Annotated in this window: 31 protein-coding genes and 1 pseudogene; 15 read left to right on the top strand and 17 right to left on the bottom strand. The window is 70.3% G+C overall.

What is annotated here, in order from left to right:
- Window positions 1-272: pseudogene (locus tag Q4I23_RS06195) on the top strand (hypothetical protein); the annotation flags it as partial.
- Window positions 273-345: 73 nt separating this feature from the next.
- A complete protein-coding gene (locus Q4I23_RS06200) occupies window positions 346-1,179 on the top strand; it encodes a RibD family protein (RefSeq protein WP_498525618.1) in 834 nt (277 codons plus the stop codon).
- Window positions 1,180-1,323: 144 nt separating this feature from the next.
- Here the strand turns inward: Q4I23_RS06200 and pqqA are convergent, their stop codons facing one another.
- Window positions 1,324-1,404 (bottom strand): pyrroloquinoline quinone precursor peptide PqqA, encoded by an 81-nt coding sequence (gene pqqA / locus Q4I23_RS06205; RefSeq protein WP_014242213.1) that lies wholly within the window; start codon window positions 1,402-1,404, stop codon window positions 1,324-1,326.
- A 283-nt stretch (window positions 1,405-1,687) separates the two neighbouring features.
- Between pqqA and Q4I23_RS06210 the strand changes: the two genes are divergently transcribed.
- A complete protein-coding gene (locus tag Q4I23_RS06210; RefSeq protein ID WP_454016329.1) occupies window positions 1,688-2,029 on the top strand; it encodes a hypothetical protein in 342 nt (113 codons plus the stop codon).
- Window positions 2,030-2,072: 43 nt separating this feature from the next.
- On the opposite strand, the gene Q4I23_RS06215 is transcribed toward Q4I23_RS06210, so the two are convergent.
- From Q4I23_RS06215 to Q4I23_RS06230, 4 genes are read right to left on the bottom strand one after another with little or no spacing between them, the layout of a single operon-like run.
- Window positions 2,073-2,903 carry a quinoprotein dehydrogenase-associated SoxYZ-like carrier gene (locus Q4I23_RS06215; protein WP_454016330.1) on the bottom strand — a complete coding sequence of 277 codons (831 nt, stop codon included), beginning with the start codon at window positions 2,901-2,903 and terminating at the stop codon, window positions 2,073-2,075.
- A gap of 4 nt (window positions 2,904-2,907) precedes the next feature.
- Window positions 2,908-3,867 (bottom strand): quinoprotein relay system zinc metallohydrolase 2, encoded by a 960-nt coding sequence (locus tag Q4I23_RS06220; protein ID WP_498525619.1) that lies wholly within the window; start codon window positions 3,865-3,867, stop codon window positions 2,908-2,910.
- 20 nt (window positions 3,868-3,887) lie between these two features.
- Window positions 3,888-4,970 carry a hydantoinase/oxoprolinase family protein gene (locus Q4I23_RS06225; RefSeq protein ID WP_498525620.1) on the bottom strand — a complete coding sequence of 361 codons (1,083 nt, stop codon included), beginning with the start codon at window positions 4,968-4,970 and terminating at the stop codon, window positions 3,888-3,890.
- 18 nt (window positions 4,971-4,988) lie between these two features.
- Complete coding sequence (locus Q4I23_RS06230; RefSeq protein WP_498525621.1) at window positions 4,989-5,987, bottom strand: ATP-grasp domain-containing protein; 999 nt, start codon at window positions 5,985-5,987, stop codon at window positions 4,989-4,991.
- A gap of 35 nt (window positions 5,988-6,022) precedes the next feature.
- On the opposite strand from Q4I23_RS06230, the gene Q4I23_RS06235 reads away from it, so the two are divergent.
- Window positions 6,023-6,730: a HisA/HisF-related TIM barrel protein gene (locus tag Q4I23_RS06235; protein ID WP_498525622.1), complete on the top strand. Its 708-nt coding sequence runs from the start codon at window positions 6,023-6,025 to the stop codon at window positions 6,728-6,730.
- Between the two features lie 5 nt (window positions 6,731-6,735).
- Here the strand turns inward: Q4I23_RS06235 and fae are convergent, their stop codons facing one another.
- Genes fae through Q4I23_RS06270 form a run of 7 tightly spaced genes read right to left on the bottom strand, consistent with a single transcriptional unit; the run spans window position 6,736 to window position 13,124 of the window.
- Complete coding sequence (gene fae, locus Q4I23_RS06240) at window positions 6,736-7,263, bottom strand: formaldehyde-activating enzyme (protein WP_162471583.1); 528 nt, start codon at window positions 7,261-7,263, stop codon at window positions 6,736-6,738.
- A gap of 11 nt (window positions 7,264-7,274) precedes the next feature.
- Window positions 7,275-8,162, bottom strand: coding sequence for a triphosphoribosyl-dephospho-CoA synthase (locus Q4I23_RS06245; RefSeq protein WP_498525623.1), 888 nt, complete (start codon window positions 8,160-8,162; stop codon window positions 7,275-7,277).
- 53 nt (window positions 8,163-8,215) lie between these two features.
- Complete coding sequence (locus tag Q4I23_RS06250; RefSeq protein WP_498525624.1) at window positions 8,216-9,103, bottom strand: RimK family alpha-L-glutamate ligase; 888 nt, start codon at window positions 9,101-9,103, stop codon at window positions 8,216-8,218.
- Window positions 9,093-10,082 (bottom strand): methenyltetrahydromethanopterin cyclohydrolase, encoded by a 990-nt coding sequence (gene mch, locus Q4I23_RS06255; protein ID WP_498525625.1) that lies wholly within the window; start codon window positions 10,080-10,082, stop codon window positions 9,093-9,095. The genes Q4I23_RS06250 and mch overlap by 11 nt, the downstream gene beginning before the upstream one ends.
- The gene (locus Q4I23_RS06260) at window positions 10,082-11,194 is read right to left on the bottom strand and encodes an ATP-grasp domain-containing protein (RefSeq protein ID WP_498525626.1); all 1,113 of its coding nucleotides are present in this window, start codon (window positions 11,192-11,194) and stop codon (window positions 10,082-10,084) included. The genes mch and Q4I23_RS06260 overlap by 1 nt, the downstream gene beginning before the upstream one ends.
- 4 nt (window positions 11,195-11,198) lie before the next feature.
- On the bottom strand, window positions 11,199-12,095 hold the full coding sequence (locus Q4I23_RS06265; RefSeq protein WP_498525627.1) for an NAD(P)-dependent methylenetetrahydromethanopterin dehydrogenase: 897 nt from the start codon (window positions 12,093-12,095) through the stop codon (window positions 11,199-11,201).
- Window positions 12,096-12,128: 33 nt separating this feature from the next.
- A complete protein-coding gene (locus tag Q4I23_RS06270; protein ID WP_498525628.1) occupies window positions 12,129-13,124 on the bottom strand; it encodes a beta-ribofuranosylaminobenzene 5'-phosphate synthase family protein in 996 nt (331 codons plus the stop codon).
- A 133-nt stretch (window positions 13,125-13,257) separates the two neighbouring features.
- On the opposite strand from Q4I23_RS06270, the gene Q4I23_RS06275 reads away from it, so the two are divergent.
- The 11 genes from Q4I23_RS06275 (at window position 13,258) to Q4I23_RS06325 (ending at window position 22,948) form a co-directional block, all read left to right on the top strand.
- Window positions 13,258-13,635: a 4a-hydroxytetrahydrobiopterin dehydratase gene (locus Q4I23_RS06275; RefSeq protein WP_498525629.1), complete on the top strand. Its 378-nt coding sequence runs from the start codon at window positions 13,258-13,260 to the stop codon at window positions 13,633-13,635.
- A gap of 4 nt (window positions 13,636-13,639) precedes the next feature.
- Window positions 13,640-14,941 (top strand): formylmethanofuran dehydrogenase, encoded by a 1,302-nt coding sequence (locus Q4I23_RS06280; RefSeq protein WP_498525630.1) that lies wholly within the window; start codon window positions 13,640-13,642, stop codon window positions 14,939-14,941.
- Complete coding sequence (locus tag Q4I23_RS06285; RefSeq protein ID WP_498525631.1) at window positions 14,935-16,584, top strand: formylmethanofuran dehydrogenase subunit A; 1,650 nt, start codon at window positions 14,935-14,937, stop codon at window positions 16,582-16,584. Before Q4I23_RS06280 ends, Q4I23_RS06285 begins: the two co-directional genes overlap by 7 nt.
- The gene (gene fhcD, locus Q4I23_RS06290) at window positions 16,584-17,483 is read left to right on the top strand and encodes a formylmethanofuran--tetrahydromethanopterin N-formyltransferase (protein ID WP_498525632.1); all 900 of its coding nucleotides are present in this window, start codon (window positions 16,584-16,586) and stop codon (window positions 17,481-17,483) included. The genes Q4I23_RS06285 and fhcD overlap by 1 nt, the downstream gene beginning before the upstream one ends.
- On the top strand, window positions 17,480-18,304 hold the full coding sequence (locus Q4I23_RS06295) for a formylmethanofuran dehydrogenase subunit C (protein WP_498525633.1): 825 nt from the start codon (window positions 17,480-17,482) through the stop codon (window positions 18,302-18,304). Before fhcD ends, Q4I23_RS06295 begins: the two co-directional genes overlap by 4 nt.
- A gap of 13 nt (window positions 18,305-18,317) precedes the next feature.
- Window positions 18,318-19,508 (top strand): ABC transporter substrate-binding protein, encoded by a 1,191-nt coding sequence (locus Q4I23_RS06300; RefSeq protein WP_498525634.1) that lies wholly within the window; start codon window positions 18,318-18,320, stop codon window positions 19,506-19,508.
- A 39-nt stretch (window positions 19,509-19,547) separates the two neighbouring features.
- On the top strand, window positions 19,548-20,528 hold the full coding sequence (locus Q4I23_RS06305) for a PQQ-dependent catabolism-associated beta-propeller protein (protein ID WP_498525635.1): 981 nt from the start codon (window positions 19,548-19,550) through the stop codon (window positions 20,526-20,528).
- A gap of 80 nt (window positions 20,529-20,608) precedes the next feature.
- Window positions 20,609-21,403, top strand: coding sequence for an ABC transporter ATP-binding protein (locus Q4I23_RS06310; RefSeq protein WP_498525636.1), 795 nt, complete (start codon window positions 20,609-20,611; stop codon window positions 21,401-21,403).
- Window positions 21,400-22,215: an ABC transporter permease gene (locus Q4I23_RS06315; RefSeq protein WP_498525637.1), complete on the top strand. Its 816-nt coding sequence runs from the start codon at window positions 21,400-21,402 to the stop codon at window positions 22,213-22,215. Before Q4I23_RS06310 ends, Q4I23_RS06315 begins: the two co-directional genes overlap by 4 nt.
- Before the next feature lie 94 nt (window positions 22,216-22,309).
- Window positions 22,310-22,492, top strand: coding sequence for a hypothetical protein (locus tag Q4I23_RS06320; protein WP_137142405.1), 183 nt, complete (start codon window positions 22,310-22,312; stop codon window positions 22,490-22,492).
- Window positions 22,493-22,543: 51 nt separating this feature from the next.
- Window positions 22,544-22,948, top strand: a complete 405-nt coding sequence (locus Q4I23_RS06325; RefSeq protein ID WP_454016351.1) for a hypothetical protein — start codon at window positions 22,544-22,546, stop codon at window positions 22,946-22,948.
- Between the two features lie 12 nt (window positions 22,949-22,960).
- On the opposite strand, the gene Q4I23_RS06330 is transcribed toward Q4I23_RS06325, so the two are convergent.
- From Q4I23_RS06330 to Q4I23_RS06350, 5 genes are read right to left on the bottom strand one after another with little or no spacing between them, the layout of a single operon-like run.
- Window positions 22,961-23,665: a (5-formylfuran-3-yl)methyl phosphate synthase gene (locus Q4I23_RS06330; protein ID WP_498525638.1), complete on the bottom strand. Its 705-nt coding sequence runs from the start codon at window positions 23,663-23,665 to the stop codon at window positions 22,961-22,963.
- Entirely contained in the window at window positions 23,662-24,240 is a 579-nt protein-coding gene (locus Q4I23_RS06335; protein ID WP_498525639.1) for a DUF447 domain-containing protein, read from the bottom strand. Before Q4I23_RS06335 ends, Q4I23_RS06330 begins: the two co-directional genes overlap by 4 nt.
- The gene (locus Q4I23_RS06340; protein ID WP_498525640.1) at window positions 24,237-25,604 is read right to left on the bottom strand and encodes a DUF6513 domain-containing protein; all 1,368 of its coding nucleotides are present in this window, start codon (window positions 25,602-25,604) and stop codon (window positions 24,237-24,239) included. The genes Q4I23_RS06335 and Q4I23_RS06340 overlap by 4 nt, the downstream gene beginning before the upstream one ends.
- Complete coding sequence (locus Q4I23_RS06345; RefSeq protein WP_498525641.1) at window positions 25,597-26,238, bottom strand: amino acid kinase family protein; 642 nt, start codon at window positions 26,236-26,238, stop codon at window positions 25,597-25,599. The genes Q4I23_RS06340 and Q4I23_RS06345 overlap by 8 nt, the downstream gene beginning before the upstream one ends.
- The gene (locus Q4I23_RS06350; protein ID WP_454016356.1) at window positions 26,235-26,669 is read right to left on the bottom strand and encodes a dihydroneopterin aldolase; all 435 of its coding nucleotides are present in this window, start codon (window positions 26,667-26,669) and stop codon (window positions 26,235-26,237) included. The genes Q4I23_RS06345 and Q4I23_RS06350 overlap by 4 nt, the downstream gene beginning before the upstream one ends.
- Window positions 26,670-26,692: the final 23 nt, after the last annotated feature.

Below are 26,692 nucleotides of genomic sequence, written 5' to 3' on the forward strand. Positions count from 1 at the left end.
ACGACGTGCTGTTCGCCGACGGCGGTGCGGACACGCTGTGGGGTGGTGCCGGGGCGGACATCTTCGCCCTTGGTGGTGCGTCCGGCGGATCGATGGTGATGGATTTCACCGCGGGCACCGACCGGCTGGCGCTTTTCGACTCCTCGCTCGATCTCAAAAGCGTGATCGCGTCGGCGAGGGTGGTGAACGGCAACACCGTGCTCGATCTGCGGCCGGGGGTGAGCGTCACCATCGTCGGGCAGACCGGCGATGCCGCCCGCTGGTTCACCTGACGGGGAGGCGGGCTGCCGCGCGTCCCCTCCTTCCGCGCTGTTGGCTGCCGAATGGGTGGTGTTATCGTCGGGTATGGCTGCGCGTGTGCTGAGGCTTTTTCCGGGACCGCCCGAAGAGGTGGCGCTGGCCGGGCTCTATGTGGCCGATGCGCTGCACAGCTTGGGCAGCGCATCGGCGCCGTTCGTCTATGCGAGCTTCGTCGGCAGCCTGGACGGGCGCATCGCGCTGCAGGACGGCGAAGCGAGCCGCCTTCCAGTCGAGATCACCAGCGAGAGTGATTTCCGCCTGTTCCTCGAACTGCAGGCCCAGGCCGATTGCCTCGTCACCCATGGCGGCTACCTGCGCGACCTCGCAGCGGGCCGGTTGGACGACGTGTTGCAGATCGGGACGCGCGCCGTGGACCGCGACCTTGCGCGGTGGAGGGAGGAGAACGGTTTGGCCGCCCAACCCGCCGTCGTGATCGCCAGCGCCAGCCTCGATTTTCCGATTCCGCAGTCGGTCATCCGAGAGAAGCAGCGTGTTCTGATCGCGACCGGTCGGCAGGCCCCGCGCGATCGGGTCGACGCGTTGCGCGCGCGTGGCTTCCCGGTGATCCTGGCTGGAGACGGTGCATCGGTGGAGGGAGCGCCTCTGGTCCGGGAACTCGGCAACCTCGGCTTTCGCAGCGTGTATCTGCTGACCGGTCCCCGCATGCTGTCGACCATGCTGCGGGACGGAATGCTGTCGCGGCTTTATCTCACCATCGCGCACCGCGTGGTGGGAGGGGAGAGCTTTCACACCATGGCGACGGGGCCACGGTTGGAGGGAGCCGGCCGCCTGCGCCTGTCCTCGCTGTATTACGACAGCGCGGCACCGGATGGGGCGGGCCAATGGTTCGCCCGGTTTGAGCCGCTGCGCCCGGCGTGAGGCCGGTGATCAAACTCAGGCCGGTCCTTGATTGTGGGCCCTGTTGAAACGAACATGCGGGCAGGGGAGACGTGTCTCGCCGCTGCCCGCAGGAAGGTCGGTGGTGGACATGATGAGGCACACGGCTTCGCCGTTACCACGCCATCAAAGCTGTGCGCAGGCGTAGGCGTTGATTTCGGTGCCGACGGCGATCACGCGGATTTTCGGTTTGCGCCAAGTCTTCATGGTGCGCTCCCTCAGTTTTTGGATGGAAAGGACCATCTGCGGTTTTGGTCCTCTCCAGAAAGCCTACCGGTCCAATCCTGGTGCGGCCATCCTACGAATGGATAGTGGCACGGAAAATACGGATGGATTTTTTGTGGTCAATGAATGCCGAATTTATTCGGCTCTGATTGGGATCGGCCGGTCATCCCCGCGGCGATCTCCGAATGCGCGCTTGAGACCGGACGCCTCATCGTCCCACCATGAGAATGCGCTTCTTCGGACAGACCAGCATGGACCCGACCCGATGACGAGGAATGGTGTTCCGGTTGCGTTGCTCGCGCTTCTGATCGGCTGCGGAACGGTGCGGGCCGAAGATGGTTATCCCACCTACGCCCGCGTTGATTACGTCCTCGGCTGCATGCTGTCCAACGGCCAGGGGCCGGACGTCGTGCGCAAATGCTCCTGCAGCATCGATGAGATCGCCGCGCATTTCCCCTACGACAGCTACGTGGCGGTGGAAACCGCGCGGGGCATGCAGGAGGCACCCGGCGAGCGCGCCGCGCTGATGCGTGACGTCGGGTGGATCAAGGATCTGCTGAACGAGTTCCGGCAAGCCCAGGTCGCCGCCGACCTGAAATGCTTCTGACCCGGATTGCATCTGGGCGGTCCAGCGGCGGCGCAGGCGACCTTCACGAACCAGAATTGGCGCGGATCGGCCAGCTCTCCTGGAAAACCCGCCCGTTCGAATCCTCGGCGGTGACGTCCAGCGTTCCCTGCTCCTCCGGCACCAGTGAGAAATGGATGCTGGGGTCTTCGCTCAACGAAATGTCCGATTGCACGTCGAGCACCGGCGCCCCGTTGTAGCGGATGGCGACGGTTTTTACGTAGTGGGCGGGGATGAAGTAATAGTTGAGCTGGTCGTACTGCATGCCGGTGTAGTTGGGGTGGCTGATCAGCAACTGCGCGGTCATCGGCTTTCCGGCGGTGATGCTGTCGGGCAGGTTCAGCTTCATCTTGCCCATGCGGGCGACGGCGAGCTGGGCGTTCTTCAGGGCAGGGGCGGAGCATCCCCCGGACGCCTTGACGAATTGCGTGGTGCGGAGCAGCCGCCCGTCGCCGGTCTCCGCGACGGCGGTGATGTTGGTGTAGGCGTTCACCCGCAGACGGGTGTCGATCGCCTGCGGGCTATCGCCGTGGGCGAAACGGAAGGTCGCGGCCATCGGAACGGGATTTTCATCGACGATGAGGTGGACCGCGGTCACCTGGACGCCGCTTCCCGGCGCCGTCACGATCCGGATGGGCACGACCGCCGCGTCGTTGGCCCGCTTCGGAGCCTCCAGGCTGAGGAGCGGGCCGGCATCCTCGACCGTGCGGCCCGAGAAATACATGTCGCGCAGCATGTCCCAGCGTTCCTCCTGCGGCGAGGCCGCCAGAGCGCCCACGCTGCCCAGGCACAGCCAGGCGGCGCCCGACAGCGCGGCGCCCGACAACCTGCGGATGATCCGGTGCGGTGTGGTCATGGTGTCATTCCCATTCCAGTTCGGCGAAGGCCGCCGTCACGTTGCGCGGGTTGTAGGACTCGAACAGGCGCCAGCGCGGCGCCTCCTCGGCGGCGACCGATTCGACCGCCTGCTGGATCGTGCCGTGGGCGGCCTGGACCTTGCGGACACCCTCGACGACCCGGCTCAGGTAGCGGCGCAGGTCCCCGGCTGCATCCAGCCAGGGGGCCGAGGGCGGGCCGTGTCCGGGAACGACGCGTGCCGCCGGTTCCGCGGCCAGAGCGTCGAGCGTGCGCAGCCAGCCGAGGACGGAGCCGTCGATGGCCGGCGCCCGCTCCATGAACAGGAGGTCCCCGGCCCACAGCGTCTTCGTCTGCCGGTCGAGCACCGTCAGGTCGTTGTCGGTGTGGGCCACCGGCCACGCGACAAGGTCGAGCACGCGCCCTCCCAGATCGAGTTCCAGGCGGTCGGCGACCACGAGGGTCGGCGGGATGATCCGGACCTCCGCAGCGGCGGCGGCACCGACCGCGGCGTCGAACGCCTGCCGATAATGCTCCCCGCGCGCCGCAAGGGCCGCCTGGAGGTTGCCGTGGGCGACGAAATCGGGCCGGTCGGGCAGGAAGGCCACGTTTCCCAGAATGTGGTCCGGGTGCATGTGGGTGTTGACGACATAGCGGATGGGCCGGTCGGTGTGGACGCGGATCGCCTCACGCAAACGATGTCCCACAACCGGCGAGCCGCCGCTGTCGATCACGGCGACCGCGTCATCCCCGACGACGAACCCGCAGTTGGCGATGTCCCCGGCGTTGGTCGCGTCGGTTTCCTCGTGGCGACCGGCGTGCACGAACACACCGGGGGCGACCTCGAACACGGGCAGGGGATCGGCCGTCGCCGGGGCCGCCGCCCCAAACAGCCAGACGGACAGCCAGACGCCGGCCAGTGCCGCACGCGCGGACGGCCGGAGGAACGTGGCCGCAGCAGCCATCGTCCGGTCCTGCATTGTGTTCAATCAGGCAAGTATGAAACCGCCCCGACGGGGGCGGCAACCGGGCAAAGGTGTTTGTGCGACGCACCGTCGAAGGCCAGCCAGCCGACGCTGACGGCGGGGGCGAACCATCCCGTACGCTCCCGCAAGGCCGGCGCCACCGGCAGATGCGCTTCGAAGTCCCGGTAGACCGATTCCCGGCGTTCGGCCAGACGCCGCACCAGGAACCGGCCGACCCCGGCGCCGACGAGCGGCGGGGCGCCGGCCATCGAGCCCCGCGACAGCACCTGATCGAGCGCGTCCTCGATCCGGCGGAGCTGGCGTTCCGCGAGATGGCCGGCGAGCCGGCGGGCCTTCGCCAGGCCGTCCGGCTCCAGGTCGTCGCCGACCATCCGCAGCAGCCGCCGCGCGCTGGCAATGGTTCCATGGTCACGTCCGTCCGCCGTCGGGTGCTGATCGGCGCCCTCCGGAAGCGTCCCGGTCAGGCGGTGAACGTCGGCCATGGTCGCGAACAGCTCCGCCATCAGCGCGCGCCGGCCTCCGCCATAGGGGACCGTGTGGGCCACCGCCATGACCGGAGTACGCACAACGCCCGTGTAGACCAGCTCGCCGCTGTCCAGCCGCTCGGCATCGGAATAGCCGGCATGGAGCGGGCCGCCGCCGCCGAGCGGGACGATGTCGGTCGTCGTGCTTCCGACATCCAGCAGGACTCCGTCGCCGCCCGCTGCGGCCAGCAGCGCCGTGGCGTACCAGTTGGCGGAAGCCACCGCCTCCGCGCAGTCGGGCACGGCATCGACCGGCACCAGCCCGCCAGGGCCGGCGAAGACGCTGAGCGTCGCGGCGGGCAGGGCGGACCGCATCGTAGCGGCGATGCGGCGCACGCCGTCCGCACGGTCGTCGAACAGGTCCGCCAACTCCCCGGTCATCGTCGCGGCGATCCGTTGCGGTTGGCCCCAACGGGCAACCACCGCCGCGACGGCCTGCTCCAAGCGGTCGAGGCCCAGCCAGAGCGGGCAGGGCCACTGGTCGAGGTCGCGGAGCATCCCCGTTTCGTCGAACAGGGCGGCCTTCAGATGCGCTCCGCCGATATCCAATCCGATCAACGCGCCGCCATCCATGGCTCACCCCTCAAGCGTCAGAAAGACCGGTTCGATGCGCGTCACCGGCGGCGGCGGAACCGGCGGGTCGCGCGCCAGATCCAGCACCGCCGCGGCGACGTTCAGCCCCGTCGCGCGCCGCACCCCCACGGAGGAGGTGGTGAGACGCGGGTTGACCTCGATGATTGTCGGCCCGTCGGGACCGATGATGACATCGACGCCTACGCACCCGAACAGGCCGGGCAGCGCCGCCGCGACGCCCCTCGCGAGATCGGAAAGGACGGGGGACAGCGCCAATCCGCCAACGGTTCCCCCGCCGTAGGAGAAGACGCCGCCGGACAGGGACACGCTCTGCTGGTTGGCGGTCAGCGGCCAAGCCCGGCGATCACGGCAGAGCATCGACAGGCTGGCCGGCGTGCCGGGCTGGAAGGGCTGCACCACGAAGCCGCTCCGGTCCGCCTCGGCCAGCCAGCCCTTCCAGTCGGCATGGTCGCGGATCAGCCGGGTGTCGACGCATCCGGCCCCGTCGTCGGGCTTGACGACCCATGGCCCGTTCCCCGGCGGCCCGTCCGCAGCGACGGTACCGACGCGCCAGACCGGGACGACGGGCAGCCCGGCCGCCGACAGCACGGTCGCGGTCGTCGCTTTGCTGGACGCGACGGCCACTGCGTCGGCGCTGCTGTTGAGCAGGCGGCGCCCACTGGCCTCGACCATGCGGCTGAAGCGCTCCAGCGCGCCGTCGGTTTCCGGGGCGATCGGCCAGACGCCGTCCGCCTGCCGGGCGAGGTCCTCCCAAAGCGACCAGGACTCACGCGGGTCGGTGGTGGTTATGCTGCGCACGGGCGCCGCGAGCGGCGGAAGGCGGGCGTCGCGGGTGACGGTCACCGCCACCCCCGGCACTTCCAGCAGGTCGGCCAGCAGGGCGTGGAGCATCAGGTCGCCCTCGCGGGCGAAGCTGGCGGGGATGGCGGCGTCCGAGGGCATGCCGCCGCCGGTCACGAACTCGACAACCAGGATGTGCATGTTGTCCGCCACCGTGAAGCCGAGGGAGGGGGAAGATGTTCCACGTCGTTCCGGTGATCGACCTGAGGGAAGGTGGGGTGGTGCACGCGCGCCGAGGCGACCGGGACCGCTACCCGCCCCTGCGCTCTTCGCTGTGCGCCGGCAACGACCCGGTGGCGGTGGTCGGCGGCCTGCTCCGCCTGCATCCATTCCGCGTCGTCTACGCCGCCGACCTCGACGCAATCCAGGGCACCGGTGGCAACCGCTTGGCGCTGGCGCGGCTGAAAGCGGCCTTCCCGGACGTCGGGTTCTGGGTCGATGCCGGGTTCCGCACCGCCGATGCGGTGCGGGGCTTCATCGCGTCGGGGCTCGGTGACGCGGTGCTCGGCAGCGAGAGCCTGGACGGTCTCGCGCCGCTGGCCATGTTGAAGGCCGATCCGGCCTGGGACCGGGTGATCCTCTCGCTCGATTTCCGCGACCGCTTCGTCGGGCCGCCGGACCTGCCGAACCGCCCCGACCTGTGGCCGCAGCGGATCATCGTCATGACCCTGACCCGCGTCGGTTCGGGGCAGGGGCCGGACTGGGGGCGGCTCGCGGAGATCGGCCGGATCAAGCCGCAGGCCAGCCTGTTCGCCGCTGGTGGGGTGCGCAACGGCGGCGACCTCCGTGACCTTGCAGCGCGCGGCAGCGCCGGCGCCCTGGTGGCGACGGCGCTGCACGACGGCCGCATCGGCGGTGCGGAACTGGATGCCCTGTCCCGATAAGGCAGTCACGCGGCGAAGGGGTGCTTCACCTTGTCCTTCTGGCTCATCAGGTCCTGCGCGCTCGGGAAGCTGGCGACCGCGCGTTCGATGGCCTCCTTGGTGGCGCGATAGTTGTAGTCCTGGATCTTGGCGTTGTCCTTGGCCTCCCAATGGATGAAGACGCCGACACAGATGAAGATGTTGTCGATCTCGTCCTGCGGGATGGTGCCTTCCGAGACGCAGTCGGCCACGGCCTTGGCGACGGCGTGCTGGGCGGGACCGAACATCTGCACGGCCTGTTCCGCGCCCTTGATGGTGACCTTGTTGAACAGGATCGTCGCCGGCTTGCACATCAGGTTGGGTGCGACGACCGCGAGAAGGGCGGTGAAGCCATCCTTGTTGTTGGTCAGCGCGTTGCAGAAGGCCGTTTCCACGGCGCTGCCGCGCGGTCCCATGATCAGGTCGATGTGGGCGACCTCGTTCCCATCACCGACCAGCGACTCGCCGACGAGCACGCGGTTGATCTTCGTGGACTGTCCTCCCCACATCGGCATGTCCTCTCTCCCTAGTGTTGCCGGCGTTCTTCGTGGAGCGCGTCTTTTCGAAGAACGTCCGTTATGACGGGCGGCTGCGGAGATTGCATGAGCCAGAACGCAAGGAGGCAACCCACGACAATATCCGCGGTCGTTCCCGGGTTGACGCCATTGTATTTGAGGTCCCGGTCCAGTTCCGCCAAGCGCGATCGCGTTAGCGTGAATGCACAATCCGGGGCCGTGTTTTCCCTCAATTCCGAAGCCCGTGCGCGTAACCATTCAGAACGCTCCCGCCCGTATTTTCGGATGACATGGCTGTCGGGCAGGGTGGCGAGGAATTCGACATAAATCATTTCCGTGGCCTGCTCGAAATCCGCCCCGGCGTCCAGCCATCGCCGCAGGCTCGGCACGCCGGTGTCGAAAACGTCCGCGAAGCCCGTCGCGTATTGCCGGGCGATGCTGTCGCGGTCCTGCGCCTCCCGCATGGCGTCGAGCAGGGTCACTCGCGCCGGGGCGTGCACGTCCGCCCCCTCCACGCGGCCCAGCCCGGCGGGTTCGGCCAGCGTGATCGCCTGGAAGGCCAGATCGGCATCCTCCACCGTCAGGCTGCCGAGGACATGGAGCAACCGATCGCGCAAGGGGGCTTCGCCGGGCATCAGCGCGGCCTGGGCCAGCGGTGCGGCCAGCAGCAGAATGCCGAGGTTGGTGTTGCAGCCGACGGCGTCCCGCGTGGCACGGACGGCGGCGTGCAGCCGCTCCCCGACGCCCAGCCCCGGCCGCGCAAGGATGGGCGCGGTCGTCTCGGCGCTGGCGAGGAATTGGGCGACGGTCATGCCGTGTCCCTCGGCATGGATGTGGATGTTTCCGGGCTTCAGCGCGCGCAGCTCCAGATGGCAGGCGGCGCGGTAGGCGCCGGCCACGCCGGAGGCCGGATCGGGGGGGATCGGCGCCCAGTCGATCATGCGCCCACCGATCATGCGCCCACCCGCTCCACGAAGTCGGCGGCCAGGGCGTCGGCGATGTCCACCGCGCTGACCCGTTGCAACCCTTGCCACGCCGGCATGCTGTTGACCTCCAGCACCAGCCAGCGCCCCGCCCGGTCCTGGATCAGATCGACGCCCGCATAGCTCGCACCCACCGCCGCGGTGGCGCGGACGGCGAGCGCGGCGGGTTCGTCGTCGGCGGGGGCGGCCTCGCACGCCCCCCCCTGATGGACGTTGGTGATCCAGCTCCGCCCGTGCCGGGTCATCGCGGCGACCGCCCGTCCGCCTGTCACGAAGACGCGGCGGTCCCGCCACGCGCCTTCGGTCCGCGGCGGGATGAAGGGCTGGAGATAGTAGACGCCGCCGACCGCTTCGGCGTCGGGCAGCGCGTCGGGTCCGTCCAGCCGTTGCAGGCCGCGACCCTGCGCGCCGAACAGCGGCTTCAGCACCTGATCGGGCGTGCGGTCGAGGAGCCGCCGGGCCGGTTCAGCCTCCTGCGTGGCGAGGGCCGGCGGGGTCGGCAGGCCGGCGCGGTCCAGCAGGAAGCTGGTCATGCTCTTGTCCACGCAACGCTCGATGGCCCGTGCGTCGTTGCAGACCGGCACTCCGAGGTTGCGCAGCGCGTGGAGCACGCCGAGGCGCAGCGTCACCTCTTCGAAGCTGCCCTGGCCCACCGCGCGGACGAAGACGCCCGCCGGCAGCGCGTCCTCGAAGCCGGGGATCAGCAGGCCGGTCGCCGTGTGGCCGACGGCGATCCCGCAGCGCCGCGGCGAGACGCAGCGGCAGGGCAGGCCGCGTGCCTCAATGGCCCGGACCAGCCGCGGCGTGTGCCAGTCGGGCCGCTCGGTGAGGATGAGGGCGGCGCGCTCACCGGACATCGCGGAACGAGCGCTCCACGAGGTTCGGGGCGAGGTTTCCACCGTGGAAGCTGCGCCCGCTGTCCAGAGCGGTGACGGTCACGCGCGCCGGGCTGAACAGCATGGAATCGATGGCGTAGAAGTCCCCCTTCGCCGCCGCGAAAATCTCCGCGAAGGGGCGCCCGTGGTCCCGCGAGGCGGCGGAGGGCAGGCGCTGCGCCAGATCCTCCGCCGCGTCGTCCGGACCGGTGACGTGCAGATGAACGGTGCCGCCGTAGAGGATCGCGTCGTTGGTGCGGCCCATCGCGGTGAGGAAACCGCCGCCCGGCGGCGGCAGCGGCGCCATGCCGATGCCGTCGGTGACACGGTCGAGCGGGAAGCCGAGAGCGTGCAGCTTGTGCAGGGCGACCTCCAGCACGCGGGCGACGACCTGGGTGGTCCCGGCCAGGCTTTGCGTCGGGGTGAGGACCAGGGTCAGCCGGTCCGCGGCGATGCCGCAGGTGGTGGCGATGTGGGCGATCAGTTCGGCGGGCGGCACCGCCGTCGCTTCCATGACGAAGGCCGCCGCGTCGGCCGTGTCGCGGTAGGCCAGTTCGTCGAACAGTGCCTCCTGCCGGGCCAACGCGCGGCCGGGGCCGGAGCCGAGCGCGAAGAAGGCACCCTTTCCGCTGCCGTGGCTGAGGCTCCAGCCGGCATACTGACTGCCGAGGCAAGCGAGGACCGGCTGCGCGCTGTGGACGGTGACGCCGAACGGCCAGGACGGCAGGCTGGAGATCGGGCCGAACGCCACCCGGCCAAGGCCGCCCATGCACAGTTCAGCGATGCGTCGTCCGGCCTCCAGCCCGCCGGGATGGTCGATCCCGGCATCGACGACGCAGGCCCCGCCGACCCTCCGGATGCCGAGACGGAGCACCGGGGCATCGGCCACCAGCCGCTCAACCAGCGGCGCCGACAGAGCGGCGAGGCTTGGGCGTGGATCGGACAGCACTTCCGTGGTCATCACTGCATCTCCATCGCGGCGAGGGCCGCCAGTTCGCGTTGCCGCCGCTCGGCATGACGCCGTGCCGCGGTGGCGCTGGGACCCTCCCCGAACACCGTGCAGACCGGCTCGTCGCGCCCGATCGGGGTAGGCGCCGCCGGCCGGTCGGCGGTCCAGGCCGGCCAGCGCTCCCCGGCCTCGATGCGGGTGGGCGCGTCGGCGTAGAGCACCGCCGCCGCCCGGCACCACGACAACGCCGGCAGGCGGTCGGGCAGGCGCCCGGCGCAAGCGTCCAGGTGAAGGCCAAGCAGGGGCGGCATCGGCGGGTGGTCGAAGACATCCAGCGTCGCGCCCGGCCGCGGGTTGATCTCCAACAGATGAAGATCCGATCCGGTCACCAGAAAATCGGCGCTGTTCAATCCGACCAGTTCGAATGCGACCGCAAGACGGCTTACCATGGCGGGCAAGGCGCGGGTCCAGCGCTCCGGACAGCGCCATGGTCCGGCGGCGCCGCCGTAGCGGTAGGGGCTTGCCGCGGTCGGCGCGGTCCACTGCCGGCTCAGCCCGACAATGACGGCGCGGTCGCCGTCCGCGAGAAAGAGGACCGATACGGCATGGCCGGCAACGCGGTGCTGGAGATACCAGCCCGGCTTGGCTTTGCCGCCCGTCGCGGGGGTGATGTGCGCGCCGCCGCTGCCGCCGATCCGCTTCCACAGATAATCGCCGGGCGACCCGTCCCAGGCCGGTGCGACCGGAGGGTGAGAGATGCCAAGCCGGTGCAGGATTGCGGCGAGGCGGAACGGGTCCTTGACGCGCGCCACCACCTCGGGCCGGTTGCCCATCAGAGGGCGATCCTCCGCGAGGCGCGCCAGCAGCGCCGGATCGTCTTCGAAGCCGGCGCCGTAGACCAGCGGCAAGCCGCGCAGCTCCGCCCGCGCCAGGGCGTCCAGAAGGGAGGCGAATTCCAGGCGCAGACCTTCGGCGGGCAGGCGCAGGCAGGGCTCAGCAAGCTGCCTGGTGTCCAGATCCGCGAACAGATCGACGGACGCCGGCCGCCGGCCGGCGCGGCGGGCGGCGGCGGCCAACGCCCGTGCCGACAGGGCCGCGACGACGATGTTTGGACCCTCCGCCACCGCGTCAGCCGGCGATCTGGCGGGCGGCGTCGTAGGCATCGCAGAAATCCAGATACACCGCCGTCTTCGTCGCGGCGAGACGCGTCAGCAGGGCGTGCTGCACCCGGAACTTGACGGCGCCGACCGCCAGCGCGCCGACACCGACGCCGCGCCCGCCGGGAAGCGGCGTACCATTGTCCTTGGGGCCGACCCCTTCGATCCCGGACGGTGGAACCGCGTTGATGTCCGCCGCGACCAGCAGGCGGCCCGCCGCGGCGAGGTTGCGCGCCGACAGGATCTGAACGCCGGCCCGCCCGCAGCCGAACACCACCTCGGCATCGGCGAGCAGCGCCTCCCGCGCCGCGTCATCGGGCGCGTCGGCGCAGGCCAGTTCCACCCCGAAGCGCCGGCGGAACTCGGCGGCCTTCGGCTCGACGCCCGACAGGCCGCGGTGGCTGACCAGGGTGACGCGCGCGCCGGCGAGGGCCGCGATCACGGCGGCGATTCCGCCAACCACGCCGGTCGCGCCGAAAACCTTGAGGGTCAGGCCCTTGATCCCATCCGGGTGGCTGCGGCGCAGGGCGCGCTCGACGACGGCGACCATGGCGCCGGCCGTCGTGAAGGCACCCGACGGATCGACCATGACCGATATGGTGAAGGGTGCGAACATGGCCTTGCGGGCGGCGTCCATCATGTCGAGCGCCAGGACCGCGTCGCGCCCGCCGATGAACAGCCCGGTGCGCGCCGCGTTCGCCGGGTCACGGGAGAACATCGCGTCCTGGGTGATGCCGGTGACCTCCTCCAGCGCGACGCCGGTGTAGGGGAACAGCGGCCCCATGCCGGCGTCCGCCGCCATGTTTACGTCGAAGGCGCTGACGTGCTTCAGCGGCGTCAGCATGTGCAGAACATAGGGTGCGGCCATCGCGCGCCTCCCGCTTGGCTCGGGTGTGAGGGGTCAGGAGGCCCGCAGCACCACCCGGTCGGTGGTGGATTCCAGCGTCGCGCCGTCGTTGCGGCCACGGGCCAGATGGAAGTCCAGCGCAGACCCCACCCAGCGGCGCCGCGCTTCCGCCAGCAGGGCTTCGGCCCGCCGGGCGTCGCCGACGATGGCGAAGCCGGTCGGCCCCCAGGATGTCTGGCCAACGCCCGGAATCCCCTCGGCCTCCAACCACGCCAGCGCCTCGGCCACCAGGGGGCTGGTGAAGCGACCGCCCTGGACCGGGGCGAAATGGTCACCCACGGTGCGTTGCAACTCGCCCACCGCCTGTCCGAAACGGTCGGCGTCGCCCTCGATCAGCGCCGGAAGCGCCGCCATGACGATCAGGCGGCAAAGATACCCGGCCCGCTCCGCCGGAAAGGGCGGCAGAGCCTTGAAGGCCTGCAACTCGGCGGTGCCGTGCAACCCCTGGCCGTCGCGGTGCAGGACCAGCAGGACGCGCCACGTCTCGGGGAAAGGCAGGCGCGCGACGATCGGCGGCGGCGCGTCGTCCGGCCCCCGGCCACCGTCCAGGATGACGCCGCCATTCTCGAAGGCGCCGATCCCGATGCCCGAACGGGCGCCGCGCTCCAGCTCCGCGGCAAGGCGGCGCACCGTCGAGGGCCGCCCGTGCAGATGCGCGAGCACGGTGCCGACCGCCAAGCCGAGCTGGGTACCGGACCCCAGCCCGACATGCTCTGGAATCGCTTCCTCCACCGTCAGTTCGGCGCGGGCCGGCCAACGGAAGCGGTCGCAGACCGCCCGCGCGGCCGTCAGCGCGCGCTCCGCCGACGGGCCGCTCGCGCAGAGGCGGTCGGAGGGTCGCGCCCGCAGGGTGGTCGCCATCCCGTCGAGCGTCAGCCCCAGGCTGCCGAAACGTCGGCCGAGACCGCCGTTCATGTCGAGAAACCCCAGATGCAACCGCGCGGGCGCCGTGACCCGCACCTCCCTGACTTCATCGACGCCGAGTGGCATGAGGACCTCACTCGCTTAAGGAAAGTTGCGTCGTTCTTTTGGTCATGATAATCTTTCGTTAAAGAAAGACCCCGATCCAATAGTATATACCTCTTCGGGGTGAGGACTGTTCGGTCACTTCGGGGAGGAAGACATGACCGCGGTTCGGGAAACCACCTATTCCGATACGGAAATCGTTGAGCGGCTGCAGCAAATATTGCCGCGGTGGCGGTTCGAGGACGGCTGGATCCGGCGGAAGTACAAGACGAACAGTTGGAAGGGCACCCTGATGGTGATCAACACGGTCGGCCATCTGGCCGAGGCCGCGTGGCACCACCCGGACCTCACAGCCTCCTACGCCTGGGTCGAGGTGCGGCTGAAGACCCACTCGGCCAAGGGCATCACCGACAAGGATTTCGAACTCGCCCGCAAGATCGAGGAGGTCGTCCAATGGCAACCCGCCCGTGACGGCGGCGCGTTGGAGGGAACGCCCAAGGACGATCCGCGCTTCGCCTATATCAAGTACGACTGACGGCATGGCGAGCGACCGGCCATCCCATTCCGTTGCCCGCCCCGTCGTCCATCGTGACGTCGTGTGCCCGCTCTGCGGCCTCGGCTGCGACGACCTGACCGTCGAGGAGGAGCCGCTGTCGACGCTGGCGGTGCGCTCCACCGATTGCCCGGTCGCGCGCGAGCGCTATTCCCACACACCAGAAGCGGAACCGCCGCGCGTCGCGGGTGTCCCGGTGCCGCTGGCGGAGGCGGTGGAAGTCGCTGCCGCGGTGCTGAGCGCGGCGCAAACGCCTCTGGTGGCCGGTCTCGGCACGGATGTCGATGGGGCGCGGGCCGCCCTGACGCTCGCCGAGCGGCTGGGAGCGGTGGTCGATCACGCGCTGTCCGACGGGCTGTACCGCAATCTGGCGGTGCTTCAGCGCACGGGCTGGATCGCGACGACCCTGGGCGAGCTGCGCAACCGCTGCGACCTGCTGCTGGTGGCCGGACCGGACCCGGCGGCGCTCCACCCGCGCTTCTTCGAGCGCTGGGTGGCGCCCACACCGGCTTTCCAGACGCCGCCCTCGCGGGAGGTGGTGTTCCTGGGCGGCGAACCGCTGGACGCCACGCGCGCCGCGCTTTCGGGTCTTCCCGTCACGGTGCTGGCCGGTGACCCTGCGAAGATTGGGGACGCGGCGGCAGCGCTGGCCGTGGCCGTGGCCGATCCGTCCCGTGCCTCGGGAGCCGCCGGCATCGCGGCCGGCGACATCGCCGCCCTGGCGGAGCGGTTGGTGACGGCGCGCTACGCGGTCGTGGCCTGGTCCGCCGCCGCCTTCGAGGGGCCGCACGCCGACCTGACGGTCGAGCGGCTGGTCCGCCTCGTGCGCGACGCGAACCGCCACACCCGCTGCGCCGGCCTGCCGTTGGCCGGGCACGACAATGTGATCGGGGTCAATCAGGTCTGCACGTGGCGCTTTGGAGTGCCGCTGCGCATGTCGCTGGCCGGAGGGGCGCCGCTGCACGATCCCCACCGCTTCGCCTGGGCGCGGTACACGGCCGTGGCGGACGCCGTCGTCTGGGTGTCCGCCTTCCGACCGGAGGTGCCGGCCTTTCCCGCGGGGCAGACCGTCGTCGCGCTGGCCCCGCCGGGAACCGCCTTTGCCAGCGAGCCGGCGGTGTTCATTCCCGTCGGCACGCCGGGCATCGACCACCCGGCCCATGTCTTCCGCAGCGACACGGTGGTCGCCCTGCGCGCGCGCGGGCTCATCGACCGTGGCTTGCCGGACGCCGCGGCCGTGCTGAAGGCGATCGCCGCCGACCTGCCGCAGGAGGCTCCCGCATGCTGACGAAACTCGCCGGGGCGCGCCTTTACGACCCGGCCAACGGGCGCGACGGCGCGGTGGGTGACCTGTTCGTCCAGGACGGGCGGATCGTCGCCGATCCCGGCCCCGGCGCGGCGCCGGACGAGGTCCATGACCTGTCCGGGCGGGTCGTGATGGCCGGCGCCATCGACATCCACAGCCACATCGCCGGGGGAAAGGTCAACATAGCGCGCCTGCTGATGGCGGAGGAGCACCGCGCGGCGGCGGAGGGGCCTTGCGGTTGCAGCGGCCTCGCCACCCCGTCCACCCACGCCACGGGCTGCCGCTACGCCCAGATGGGCTACACGGCGGCCTTCGAGCCGGCGATGCTGCCGAGCAACGCCCGCCACGCCCACTTGGAAATGGCGGACATCCCGCTGATCGACACCGGCGGCTATCTGGTGCTGGGCAACGACGACCTGCTGCTGGAGCTTCTCGCCTCCGGCGCTGACGAGGAGGCGGTGGCCGATTACGTCGGCTTCATGCTGAACGCCACGCGCAGCCTCGCCGTCAAGGCGGTGAATCCCGGCGGAATTAACGCCTTCAAGTACAACCAGCGCCGCCTCGACGTGGACGAGAACGGCCCCTTCCACGCCATCACGCCGCGCCGCATCCTCACCGCCCTGGCGGGGGCAGTGCAGCGCCTGGGGATCCCGCACCCGTTGCACCTGCACGGCTTCAATCTCGGCGTCCCCGGCAATGTCGAGGCGACGCTCGACAGCATCGCGGCGGTCGATGGCCTGCGGCTCCACCTCACCCACGTCCAGTTCCACGCCTATGGCGCCGAGGGCGACCGGAAATTCTCCTCCGCCGCCGCGCGGGTGGCCGAGGCGGTCAACCGCCGGCCCAACATCTCGGTGGATGTCGGGCAGATCATGTTCGGCCAGACGGTGACGGCCTCGGCCGACACCATGGCGCAGATGAACAACACCGGGCTCGCCCACCCGAAGAAATGGGTGATGATGGACATCGAATGCGACGCGGGCTGCGGCGTCGTGCCCTTCCGCTACCGCGACAAGGCTTTCGTCAACGCGCTGCAATGGGCGATCGGGCTGGAGCTGTTCCTGCTGATCGAGGACCCCTGGCGGATCTTCCTCACCACCGACCACCCGAACGGCGCGCCCTTCACCAGCTATCCCGAGCTGATCCGCCTGCTGATGGACTGCGATCACCGCCTCGCCCGGATGGCGGAGCTGCACCCGGCGCTGCCGGAGCACACCATCCTGGGATCGCTGACGCGCGAGTATTCGCTGGGCGAGATCGCCACCATGACCCGCGCCGCCCCGGCGCGCATCCTGGGCCTGACCGACCGCGGCCATCTCGGGCCGGGGGCGGTCGCCGACATCACCGTCTACACCGACCGGCCGGACCGCCGCGCCATGTTCGAGAAGCCGGACCTCGTCTTCAAGGACGGCCGCCTGATCGTCCGCGACGGCGTGGTGGTGGCGCTGGTCCAGGGGCGCACGCATGTGGTGGAGCCCGCCTACGATCCGACGATCGAATCCTGGATGACGCGCCGTTTCGACGAGCGCATGGGCCAGCGGCTGACGCATTTCCGCATCGCGGAGGAGGAGATCCGCGGCGGCAACGGCCTGGTCCGCCACGCGTGCCAGCCGGGGGCTTTTTGATGCGGCTGAACGGCGTTTACATCGAGGACACCTTCGCTGAGGCCTTCCCCATGCTCGGCACGCGGCTGGTCATCACCGCCGACACGCCGGACTGGGTGGAGGCGGCGGTGGTCAGCATGACGGGCTTCGCCACTTCGGTGATCGCCTGCGGCTGCGAGGCGGCGATGGAGCGCGTGTTGTCGTCTGATGAGACCCCGGACTCCCGGCCCGGCGCTGCCGTGCTGCTGTTCGCCATGTCCAAGGCGGAACTGGCGAAGCAGGTGGCGCGCCGCGTCGGGCAATGCGTCATGACCTGCCCCGGAACGGCCTGCTACGCCGGGCTGCGGGAGGGCTCGGCGATTCCGCTCGGCAACGCGCTGCGCTATTTCGGCGACGGCTGGCAGATCGCCAAGCGGGTCGGGTCCCGCCGCTATTGGCGCATACCGGTCATGGACGGCGAGTTCCTGTGCGAGGCGGCCACCGCGGCGATCGACGGCGTCGGCGGCGGCAACTTCATCATCCTGGCGGCGAACCGTCGCTCCGGGCTGGCGGCGGCGGAGGCCGCGGTGCAGGCGATCCGCGAGGTTCCGGGCGCCATTTTGCCCTTTCCCGGCGGGGTGGTGCGCTCCGGCTCCAAGATCGGCGGCAAGTACAAGGGTCTGATCGCCTCCACCAACACCGCCTTCTGCCCGACCCTGCGGGCGGCGGTGCCGGCGTCTCTGGTGCCGGAGGGGGTGGAGTCCATCCTCGAACTGGTCATCGACGGGGTGAGCGAGGCGGCGGTCGCCGCCGCCATGCGCGCGGGCATCGCCGCCGTGGCGGACCTCGGCGCTGCGGGTGGGGTGGTGTCGGTGACCGCTGGCAATTATGGCGGCAAGCTCGGCCGCTACCAGTTCCGCCTGCATGAGGTGATGGCATGAGCGGCGTCATCCTCACCACGCGCGATCCTTCCGGTCCGCCGATCGACATGACTGGGGTCCTGCCCGAACGGCTGATCGAGGGCGGGCGGGAGGCGCTGGCCGGGCTGATGCTGGGCCGTGGGCGGGGGCGTCACCGGTTGGACGCGCTGTTCACGCTTGAGGACGGCGGCCCTCCCGGTACCCTGATCCTGCGTCCCGGCGGCGCGGTGCTCGACGGGGTGGGGACGGGCATGACCGCCGGGGACATCCGGGTCGAGGGGGAGTGCGGCGCCTACGCTGGCAGTGCCATGCGCGGCGGCACGCTGACTGTCGCGGGGAACTGCGGCGCCTTCGCCGCCGCCGGAATGGCCGGCGGGCGCCTGCACGTCGCGGGCGATGCCGGAGATTTCCTGGGGGCGCCGCTGGCCGGCGGCACGCGCGGCATGAGCGGCGGCTCCGTCGTCGTCATGGGCAACGCCGGCGACCGCGTCGGCGAGCGGATGCGCCGTGGCCTGATCGCCGTCCACGGACGGGTGGGGAGCCTGTGCGGCGCCCGGATGATCGCCGGGACCATCGCCGTCGGCGCCGGTTGCGGCCCCGATGCGGGGCAGGCCATGCGCCGCGGCTCCATCCTGCTGCCCCAAACGCCGGATGCCGTTCCGTCCGGCTTCGTCGATGGCGGCATGAACGACTGGCTGTTTCTGGACCTGATGCGGAAGGAGCTGATCGATGGCGGGGCTTGGCCCAGTGGATTCCCAACCGCCGGAACCCGTGCCCGGCGCCTTATCGGCGACCGGTCGGCCGGAGGGATCGGAGAAGTGCTTATCCTGTCAGAAGGGTAGCGGGCGCCTTCCCGTGATCCGGGCCGCCGCCTTTCTGACCGTCGCCGCCGCGCTCCTGCTCGGGGCCCCGGCGTGGGGCGCCGATCCGCTGGTGGCCCGCATCGGCTATCTGACCCGCGCGGAGGAGCCGCGGATCCCCCAGACCTTCCTTGAACCGGTGTCGGACGACGAGGGCGTCCAGGGCGCCCGCCTCGCCATCGCCGACAACAACACGACCGGGCGGTTCCTCAACCAGCGCTTCGATCTGGTCGAGATGACGGTGCCGGAGGACGGGCGCGTCGAGGACGCCGTGCGCGACCTCGCCGGGCAGGGCATCCGTCTGCTCGTCGCCGACCTCAAGGAGGATGCGCTGCTCGCCGCGGCGGCGATCCCCGAGGCGGGCGGCATGCTGATCTTCAACACCCGGGCGCCGGACGACGACCTGCGCAACGAGCGCTGCCGCGCCAACCTGCTGCATGTGACGCCCAGCCGGCGGATGCAGGCCGACGCGCTGGCCCAGTATCTCGCGTCGCGGAAATGGATGAACTGGCTGCTGGTGGTCGGGCGGACGCCGCAGGATGCCGCCTACGCCGACGCGATCCGCGCCGCCGCCAAGCGCTACCGCGCCAAAATCGTCGAGGAGAAGCACTGGACGTTCGAGGACGCGAACCGCCGCGTCGACACCGGCCACGTCACCGTCCAGTCGGAAATCCTCACCTTCACCCAGGGCACCGAGCACGACGTGCTGGTCGTCGCCGACGAGGCGGACGGGTTCGGCGAGTATCTGCTCTACCAGACGTGGCTGCCCCGCCCGGTCGTCGGCACCCATGGGCTCGTCCCGACCGCGTGGTCGCGCGTTCATGAGCAGTGGGGGGCGACGCAGATCCACAGCCGCTTCGAACGGCAGGCCGGACGCTGGATGCGCCCGCGCGACTACACCGCCTGGATGGCCGTCCGCGCGGTGGGCGAGGCGGCGACGCGCACCAAGTCCGCCGACCCCGCGGCGCTGGCCGCCTTCGTGCGCGGCCCGGACTTCACCCTGCCGGCCTTCAAGGGGCAGGGGCTGACCTTCCGCGACTGGGACGGGCAGCTTCGGCAGCCGGTGCTGCTGGCCGGGCCGCGCGTGCTCGTCTCGGTGTCGCCGCAGCCGGGCTACCTGCACCAGTTCTCGGAACTCGACGCGCTCGGCGACGATCGCCCGGAAAGCCGGTGCCGCACCCGCTGAGAAAAGCCCCGGCAGGGGGCAACCATGGGAGGGAACGTGATGTCGTTAACCGGAGGAGCCGCCCGGATCGGCGCGTTAGCGCTGCTGGGCTTCGCCATCGCCCAGCCCGCGCAGGCGGACACGATCTTCGTGTCGAATGAGAAGAGCAACACCGTCTCGGTGGTCGATGGCGGCAAGTTGCAGGTGGTCGCGACGATCAAGGTCGGCCGCCGGCCGCGCGGCATCACCTTCAACGAGGACATGACGCAGATCTTCGTCTGCGTCGGCGACGACAACCGGATCGACGTCATCGACGTGGCGACCCAGAAGGTCGTCGACCGGCTGCCCTCCGGCCCCGATCCGGAGCTGTTCGTCCTGGACCCGCAGGGACACCGGCTCTACGTCGCCAACGAGGATGACAACATGGTCTCAGTGGTCGACATCGCGACAAAGAAGATCATTGGTGAGATCCAGGTGGGGGTGGAACCGGAGGGCATGGGCGTCAGCCCGGACGGCAAGATTCTGGTGAACACGTCCGAAACGACGAACATGGCCCATTTCATCGACACGGAATCGCACAAGATCATCGACAACGTGCTGGTCGATGCGCGCCCGCGCGTCGCCCAATTCACCGGGGACGGGCGGTTCGTCTGGGTGTCGTCGGAGGTCGGCGGGACGGTCAGCGTCATCGACGCGTCCTCGCGCAAGCTCGTCCACAAGATCAGCTTCGCAGTCCAGGGCGTGCCGCGCGAATCGATCCAGCCGGTCGGCATCCAGCTGACCAGCGACGGTCAGCGGGCCTTCGTCGCCCTCGGCCCGGCCAACCGGGTCGCCGAGATCGACGCCAAGACCTACGAGGTGAAACGCTACCACCTCGTCGGCCAGCGCGTCTGGAATCTGGCGCTGTCGCCGGACGAGAAGCGCCTCTACACGACGAACGGCGTCAGCAACGACATGTCGGTGATGGATTTGGAGCGCGGCCGGGTCGTGAAGTCGATCGCGGTCGGCGGTGCGCCCTGGGGCGTGATCGTCAAGCCGTGATGGGGGCTTTCCAAATCCCCTCTCCCCAGAGGGGAAAGGGCTAGCAAGCGAGCGCAACGGCTCCCGGCGATGGAGACGACATGGATTGCTTCGAAACGGCGCCTCCCGAACCGCGCGCCATTCCCGGTGGTGCGGCGGCGGAACCGGTCCTGGCGGTCGAGGGGCTGAGCCACAGCTTCGGATCGCGGACGGCGCTGGACGGCGTGTCGTTCGGTGTCCCCGCGGGGCGGTTCACGGTGTTGCTGGGGCTCAACGGCGCCGGGAAGACGACGCTCTTCTCCCTGATCACGCGAATCTACAACACCCGCCAGGGGAGCATGCGGGTCTTCGGCTTCGACATGCGCCGGCACCCGGCCCAGGCGCTGGCGCGCATCGGCGTGGTGTTCCAGCAGCCGACGCTCGACCCGGACCTGACCGTCATCCAGAACCTGCGCTACCATGGCGGGCTGCATGGTCTGGCGCCCGCCGACATCGAAGCCCGGGCAGGGGAGGAACTCGCCCGCATCGGCTTGGCCGAGCGCGCGGACGAGCGGGTGCGCACCCTGTCCGGCGGGCAGCGGCGGCGGGTGGAGATCGCCCGCGCGCTGCTCCACCGCCCGAGCCTGCTGCTGCTGGACGAGCCGACCGTTGGGCTCGACATCGAGCTGCGCCGGCAGGTCCTCGACCATGTGCACGATCTCTGCCGGGAGCGCGGGCTGGCCGTGCTGTGGGCGACCCACCTGATCGACGAGGCGCGCGACGGCGACGGCGTCGTGGTGCTGCACCGCGGGCGCGTGCTGGCCGCCGGGCGGGTGGACGAGGTGTGCGCCGCCACCGGCACCGCGACACTGGGCGACGCCTTCGCCCGGCTGACGGCGAAGGGGGTGGCGGAATGAACGCGACGCTCTGCTGGCGTTGCCTGCGCGCGGTCATCGTCCGCGAGGGGCTGCGCTTCGTGCACCAGCGCGAGCGGTTCTTCGCCGCCCTGGTGCGGCCGCTGGTCTGGCTGGCCATCTTCGCGGTGGGCTTCCGCGCGGTGCTCGGCCTGTCGATCATCCCGCCCTATGAGACCTACATCCTCTACGAGGATTACGTGACGCCGGGGCTGGTGGCCATGATCCAGTTGTTCAACGGGATGCAGAGTTCGCTGTCCATGGTCTACGACCGCGAGATGGGCAGCATGAAGACCCTGCTGGTCAGCCCGCTGCCGCGCTGGTACCTGCTGGTCTGCAAGCTGCTGGCCGGCGTCCTGGTGTCGATCGCCCAGGTCTATGTCTTCCTCGCGATCGCCTGGTTCTGGGGTGTCCAGCCGCCGGAACTCGGCTATCTCGCGGTGCTGCCGGCCCTGGTCCTGAGCGGGCTGATGCTGGGCGCGCTCGGCCTTCTTCTGTCCTCCTTCATCCGGCAGTTGGAGAATTTCGCGGGCGTGATGAACTTCGTCATCTTCCCGATGTTCTTCGCCTCCTCCGCGCTCTACCCGCTGTGGCGCATCCGCGAGGGCAGCCCGACGCTCGCCTGGATCGCCGGGATCAACCCCTTCACGCAGGCCGTCGAGCTGATCCGCTTCGCTCTGTATCTGCAATTCAACGGCATGGCTTTCCTGGCCGTCGCCGCGTGCCTCGCGCTGTTCCTGGGGGGAGCGATCCTCGCCTACGATCCCGGGCGTGGCTTCTGGGCCCGCCGCGGCGGGCCGGCGGAACAGGGGTGACAAGACGGGCGGAACCGCCCCCGGCGACCTGCGGTTGATGGAGCAGACGACCGTCCGGTCATCCCGCCGGGCGGGCTCGGGTGGAGGAAACGTCATGACGGGACATTCCGACAAGACTCAGGACCAGCCGCGCGGCGAGAAGAGCGTTCTCGGCAGCGAGCAGGAATTCAAGAAGGACGAACCGCAGGACGCCGGGCGGGACGAGCGGGCGAAGGAGGACATCGGCCGCATGGGCGAAGCGTCCCGCCAGAACCGCAGCACGAAGGACGCGGGTTAGCAGCGCCCGACTTTCCCAGATTCGTCCAACATCATGCCGGAGGACAGGTCCATGAAACATCTGCACATCCTGGCCGGTGCGTCTCTGCTGGCCCTCGCGTCGGCCGCGGCGGCGGTTCCGGCGTCGGCCCAAAGCACGGGCGGCGCGATGCCTCAAGGCTCGGGAAGCCAAAGCTCCAGCCCATCGACCGGCGCTCTGCCGGACAATTCCCTGGCCGGGCAGCGGCAGGGCACCGTCGGCGGCGGGGTCACTCAAGGCGGCGGACAAGGCGGCACGTCCGGCTCCACGACGCCCGATTCTTCGGCGTCCGGTGCGTCGGGCGGTTCCACGAGCGGCACCGGGGCGCTGCCGGACAATTCCCTGGCCGGACAGCGGCAGGGCACCATCGGTGGCGGCTCGGTGTCGCAGGGTGGCAACACCAAGTCCGAACCGCCGAAGCAGGGCTCCGGGCAATAGAAGGACGCGCGTTCAACCGTTGAAGGGCTGTTCCGGGACGGCGTCGCGGACCGCGGCCAGCGCGGCCGGGTCCAGCGCGCCGCCCCGGTTGGCACCGGCGCACAGCGCGGTGCGGAAACCGAGATAGTCTGGCGCGAGCGGCAGCAACGCCGGAATGTCGTCGAGGCGCAGTGAACCGGCGAGCCCGGTGAGCAGGCCGTGGCTGCGCGCCTGTACCAGGAAGCGTGCCAGTTCCTCCTTCGTCTTGTGCCGCAGCAACCCGCCGGAGCCCTTTCCGGCGGTGTCGAGCATCGCTCCGGCGAGGCCGGCTCTCGCGATGTCGGGAAGCAGAGTGCCGGGGTCGGTCCAAAGATCGGCGAACAGCACGGCGACGATGCGGGTGCCACGCCGGGCCTCCGGCGCCAGCGCGGCCACGCAGCCCACCGGATCGCCGGATGGAAACAGCCCGATCTTCACGTACTCGACGCCGCAGGTCGATGTTTCGGCCACCCGCCCCGCCACGATCATGGGATCCATTGGCAGGTCACCGACGGTGGCGCTCAGCGGCGCGCGAACGGGCCATTGGCGGGCCGTATCGACGGCGCGGACGATGCCGTCCAGCGGCCACGCTCCGAGCGCACCCGTTTTCGGGTCCTTCAAATCCAGAATGTCCGCACCCCCCCGTGCGGCGAGCGTCAGTTCCTCCAGTGACGCCACGCTGGCGAGCAGCAAGGTCATGACGCGCCGTCCCCGCTCGCCCGGTGTTCGGCGATGCGGTCGAGCAGCCAGCCCCACGCCTCCAGCTCCACGGGACCGGCGGTCTTGCCGATGGCGATGGACAGATAGTCGATTTCGCGGTCGATTTTCTCGGGCGGCAGGAGGTGCAGGCGGCTGACCAGGATCGCCCCCTCCACCACGGCGGCCTGCGCCCGGTTGAACCCACGGAAGGGGCGATGGGTGACGAGATGCACCGGGCGGCAGTTCAGGCGCGGGCGCACCCCGTCGTCCTCCACCACAGCCACTTCCAGTTCCTCATGCGCCAGCGCTTCGGCGAGCACGGCGCCGCGGATGCGCTCCGCCGGGACGGTCGGCCAGTCGCGTTGCCGCCCAGTGACGCAGCCGGCGAACACCCGGACGTCGTCGGTGAAGTTCACCACCGCGCAGCGGGTGGCGAGCAGGTTGTCGAGCGTGCGCGACGGGCGGAAGGGGGCCAGGACATAGCCGGTCTCGGTCACCGTGGCGCCCATGGGGGCGACGTGGACGTTGCCCGCCATGTCGCAGCTCGTGATGATGGTTTCGCGGATGAAGGTCACGTCGCGCGCCTCCCCGTGCCATCCGGCGCGTCCACCGCCACGCCCCAGCGCAGTTCGTTGTCCTGGCTGTAGCGCTTGCCGAGCTGCCAGGCGACCTGTGCGCGGGCCAGTTCCGCCCCGAGATAGAAGGCGTGCCCCATGTCGGTGCGGGGATCGATGTGCGGGAGCAGGGCGAAGGGATCGCAGGCCACATGGTGCCCATCGCGGTTGTAGAGATGGAGCCCCTGTTCCGTCACCTCGATCCGGTAGTTCGGGTCGCGGATGCGGGCGGCGAGGTCGGCCACCTGCTCCGGCGTGCTGGTGAAGGGCTTGCGGTCGCGCAGGCAGAGCAGGGCGTCGCCGAAATTGCGCGGCAGGGCGCCGGCCTCCGCGGCGGCGAAGAACTGGCGCCGCGCCGCGTCGAACTCGCGGATGGTCCGGCGGCAATGGGGGCTGACCTGAACCGTCAGGATGTGGTCGATGCGCAGTTCGGAGACGATCCCCATCAGCAGCGCGGTCATCCCCGGCGTGTCGGCGTCGGTCAGTTCGGTGACGTTGCCGACCCCCATCAGGATTTCCAGGTCGGGGTGGCGCGCCCGGACTTCGCGGTAGCGGAGCAGGGAGTCGGTGAAGCCGTGATGGATCGGCTCCAGGATCGGGTCGGCGATGCAGCGGCGTCCCGCGCCGCGGGTGGCGTCCAGCGCGCGATAGAGCGACGGGAGATCGCCCGGCGTGGTGGGGATGACGACGGGCACCGCGTCGGTCTCGCGGGCGACCCAGGCGGTCTCCTCGGTCAGGCTGAGCAGGTAGGACGCGCCCGCCGCGGCACCGCGCAACAGCTCCCTGGGGTCGAGGGAATCGACGCTGACCGTGTGGCCGGCCTCGCGCAGCGCCGTCACCGCCTCCTCCAGATGGGGAAAGGGATGGTCGGGCAGCCCGCCGAGGTCGATCACGTCGGCCCCGTCCGCCGCGAAGCGTGCGGCGCGCTCCAGGATCGCCGGCACGCCGAGCAGCGGCGCCTCGACGATCTCGGCGAAGATCCTGGTGCGGTAGCGGCTGAGATCGAGCGGGGCGGCCTGACGCTGGAAATGCTGGGGCAGATCATCCAGCTCGTCCGGACCGCGCTCGAAGGGCACGCCGAAATGGGCGGACAGCCGGTCGAGGTCGCCGCGGAAACGCCCCGGCAGCAGGACGAGGTCGGCCCCCTCGCTCGAGGCGAGGCGGCGCAGCACGATCTCCGTCGTCGCCAGCGCCGCGACCTTGATGCCGAGATTGACCACGGTGGTCCGGAACTCCAGCGGTTCCAGCGCGGCGAGCACATGGCGCAGGCGCGGTTCGGCCAGCGCGCCGGTCAGGAACAGGACGTGCTTGGGGCGCTCAGCCATCGGCGTCCTGTTGATCGGCGGGCAGGGCAAGGTGGGTGCCGCACGGGTTGCCCTGGTCCAGCGCCTTGGCGAAGCGCTGGTGCTCGTCCCGCGACACGCACCAGACGGCCCCGCCGTAGCGCGCCATGCGGTCCGGCAAGGCCGGATCGACGATGCCCTCTGTTACGAGCTGCGTCACGGGAGTGACGGCGTCCGGCAACGGGGCTGACTTGACGAGGACCGCGCAGGTGGCACCGAGCGCGCCGGCCAGCCAGACCGCCAGACTGTCGGACGTGACGTCCCAGCTTTCCGCCACGTCGGCGCTGTCCGCCAGGGGAAGCGGCATCCAGACGGTCGGGCTTGGCCGGCCGCGCAGATCGGCGAGGTTGCGGGCGGGTGTCAGCCGCGGCTCCAGGTCGACCAGGGCGGTTCCGTACTGCTCCATGGCGAGCAGAGCCATGCGGTGCGCGGCGCGGTCGCCGAAGCCGAGCGCCGGCTGGGCGTCGCGGACGGCGTCGGCGAAGGGACCGCCGCCGGGAACGATCACGACGCGCAGACGCCGCGCCGCGGCCAGGATCTCCAGCCAGCGTCGCAATTCAGGGGTGCGCCACAGGCTGCCGCCCAGCTTCACGACCCACAGTGGCGCGCTGCTCATGATCCCGTTTGCGCTCCCTCGGGGCGGGTGCGCTCGATCACCACGCCGACGCCGCCGGATTCCGGAACGACATCCAGCTTCTCCACCTGCACCCGCGCGCGGGTCACATCCGGGTTGGAGAAGCACAGGGCGAGAATCCGGTCCCCCAGCGTCTCGACGAGGTTCACATGGGCGCCGTCGCGCAGGGCGCGGATGCCGTCGATCAGGAAATCGTAGGACAGCACCTCGTCCAGGCTGTCGGTCATCGGCCGGTCGGGCCAGGGCAGCGTCAGCGAGACGTTGATCCGGACGCGCTGCGTGCGGTCCTTCTCCTGGTCCCAGACGCCGATACGGAACTGGTCCACATAGTCGCGCAGCGTGATGTCGTAGTACCGGACGCGGCTCGCCGGCGGGCGGTACGGCACATAGGAGAGCAAAGCGTCGTCGGCCAAGCGATCCTCCTCCCCGTGTCGGA

Source organism: Azospirillum sp. UFLA03-27, from assembly GCF_059803775.1.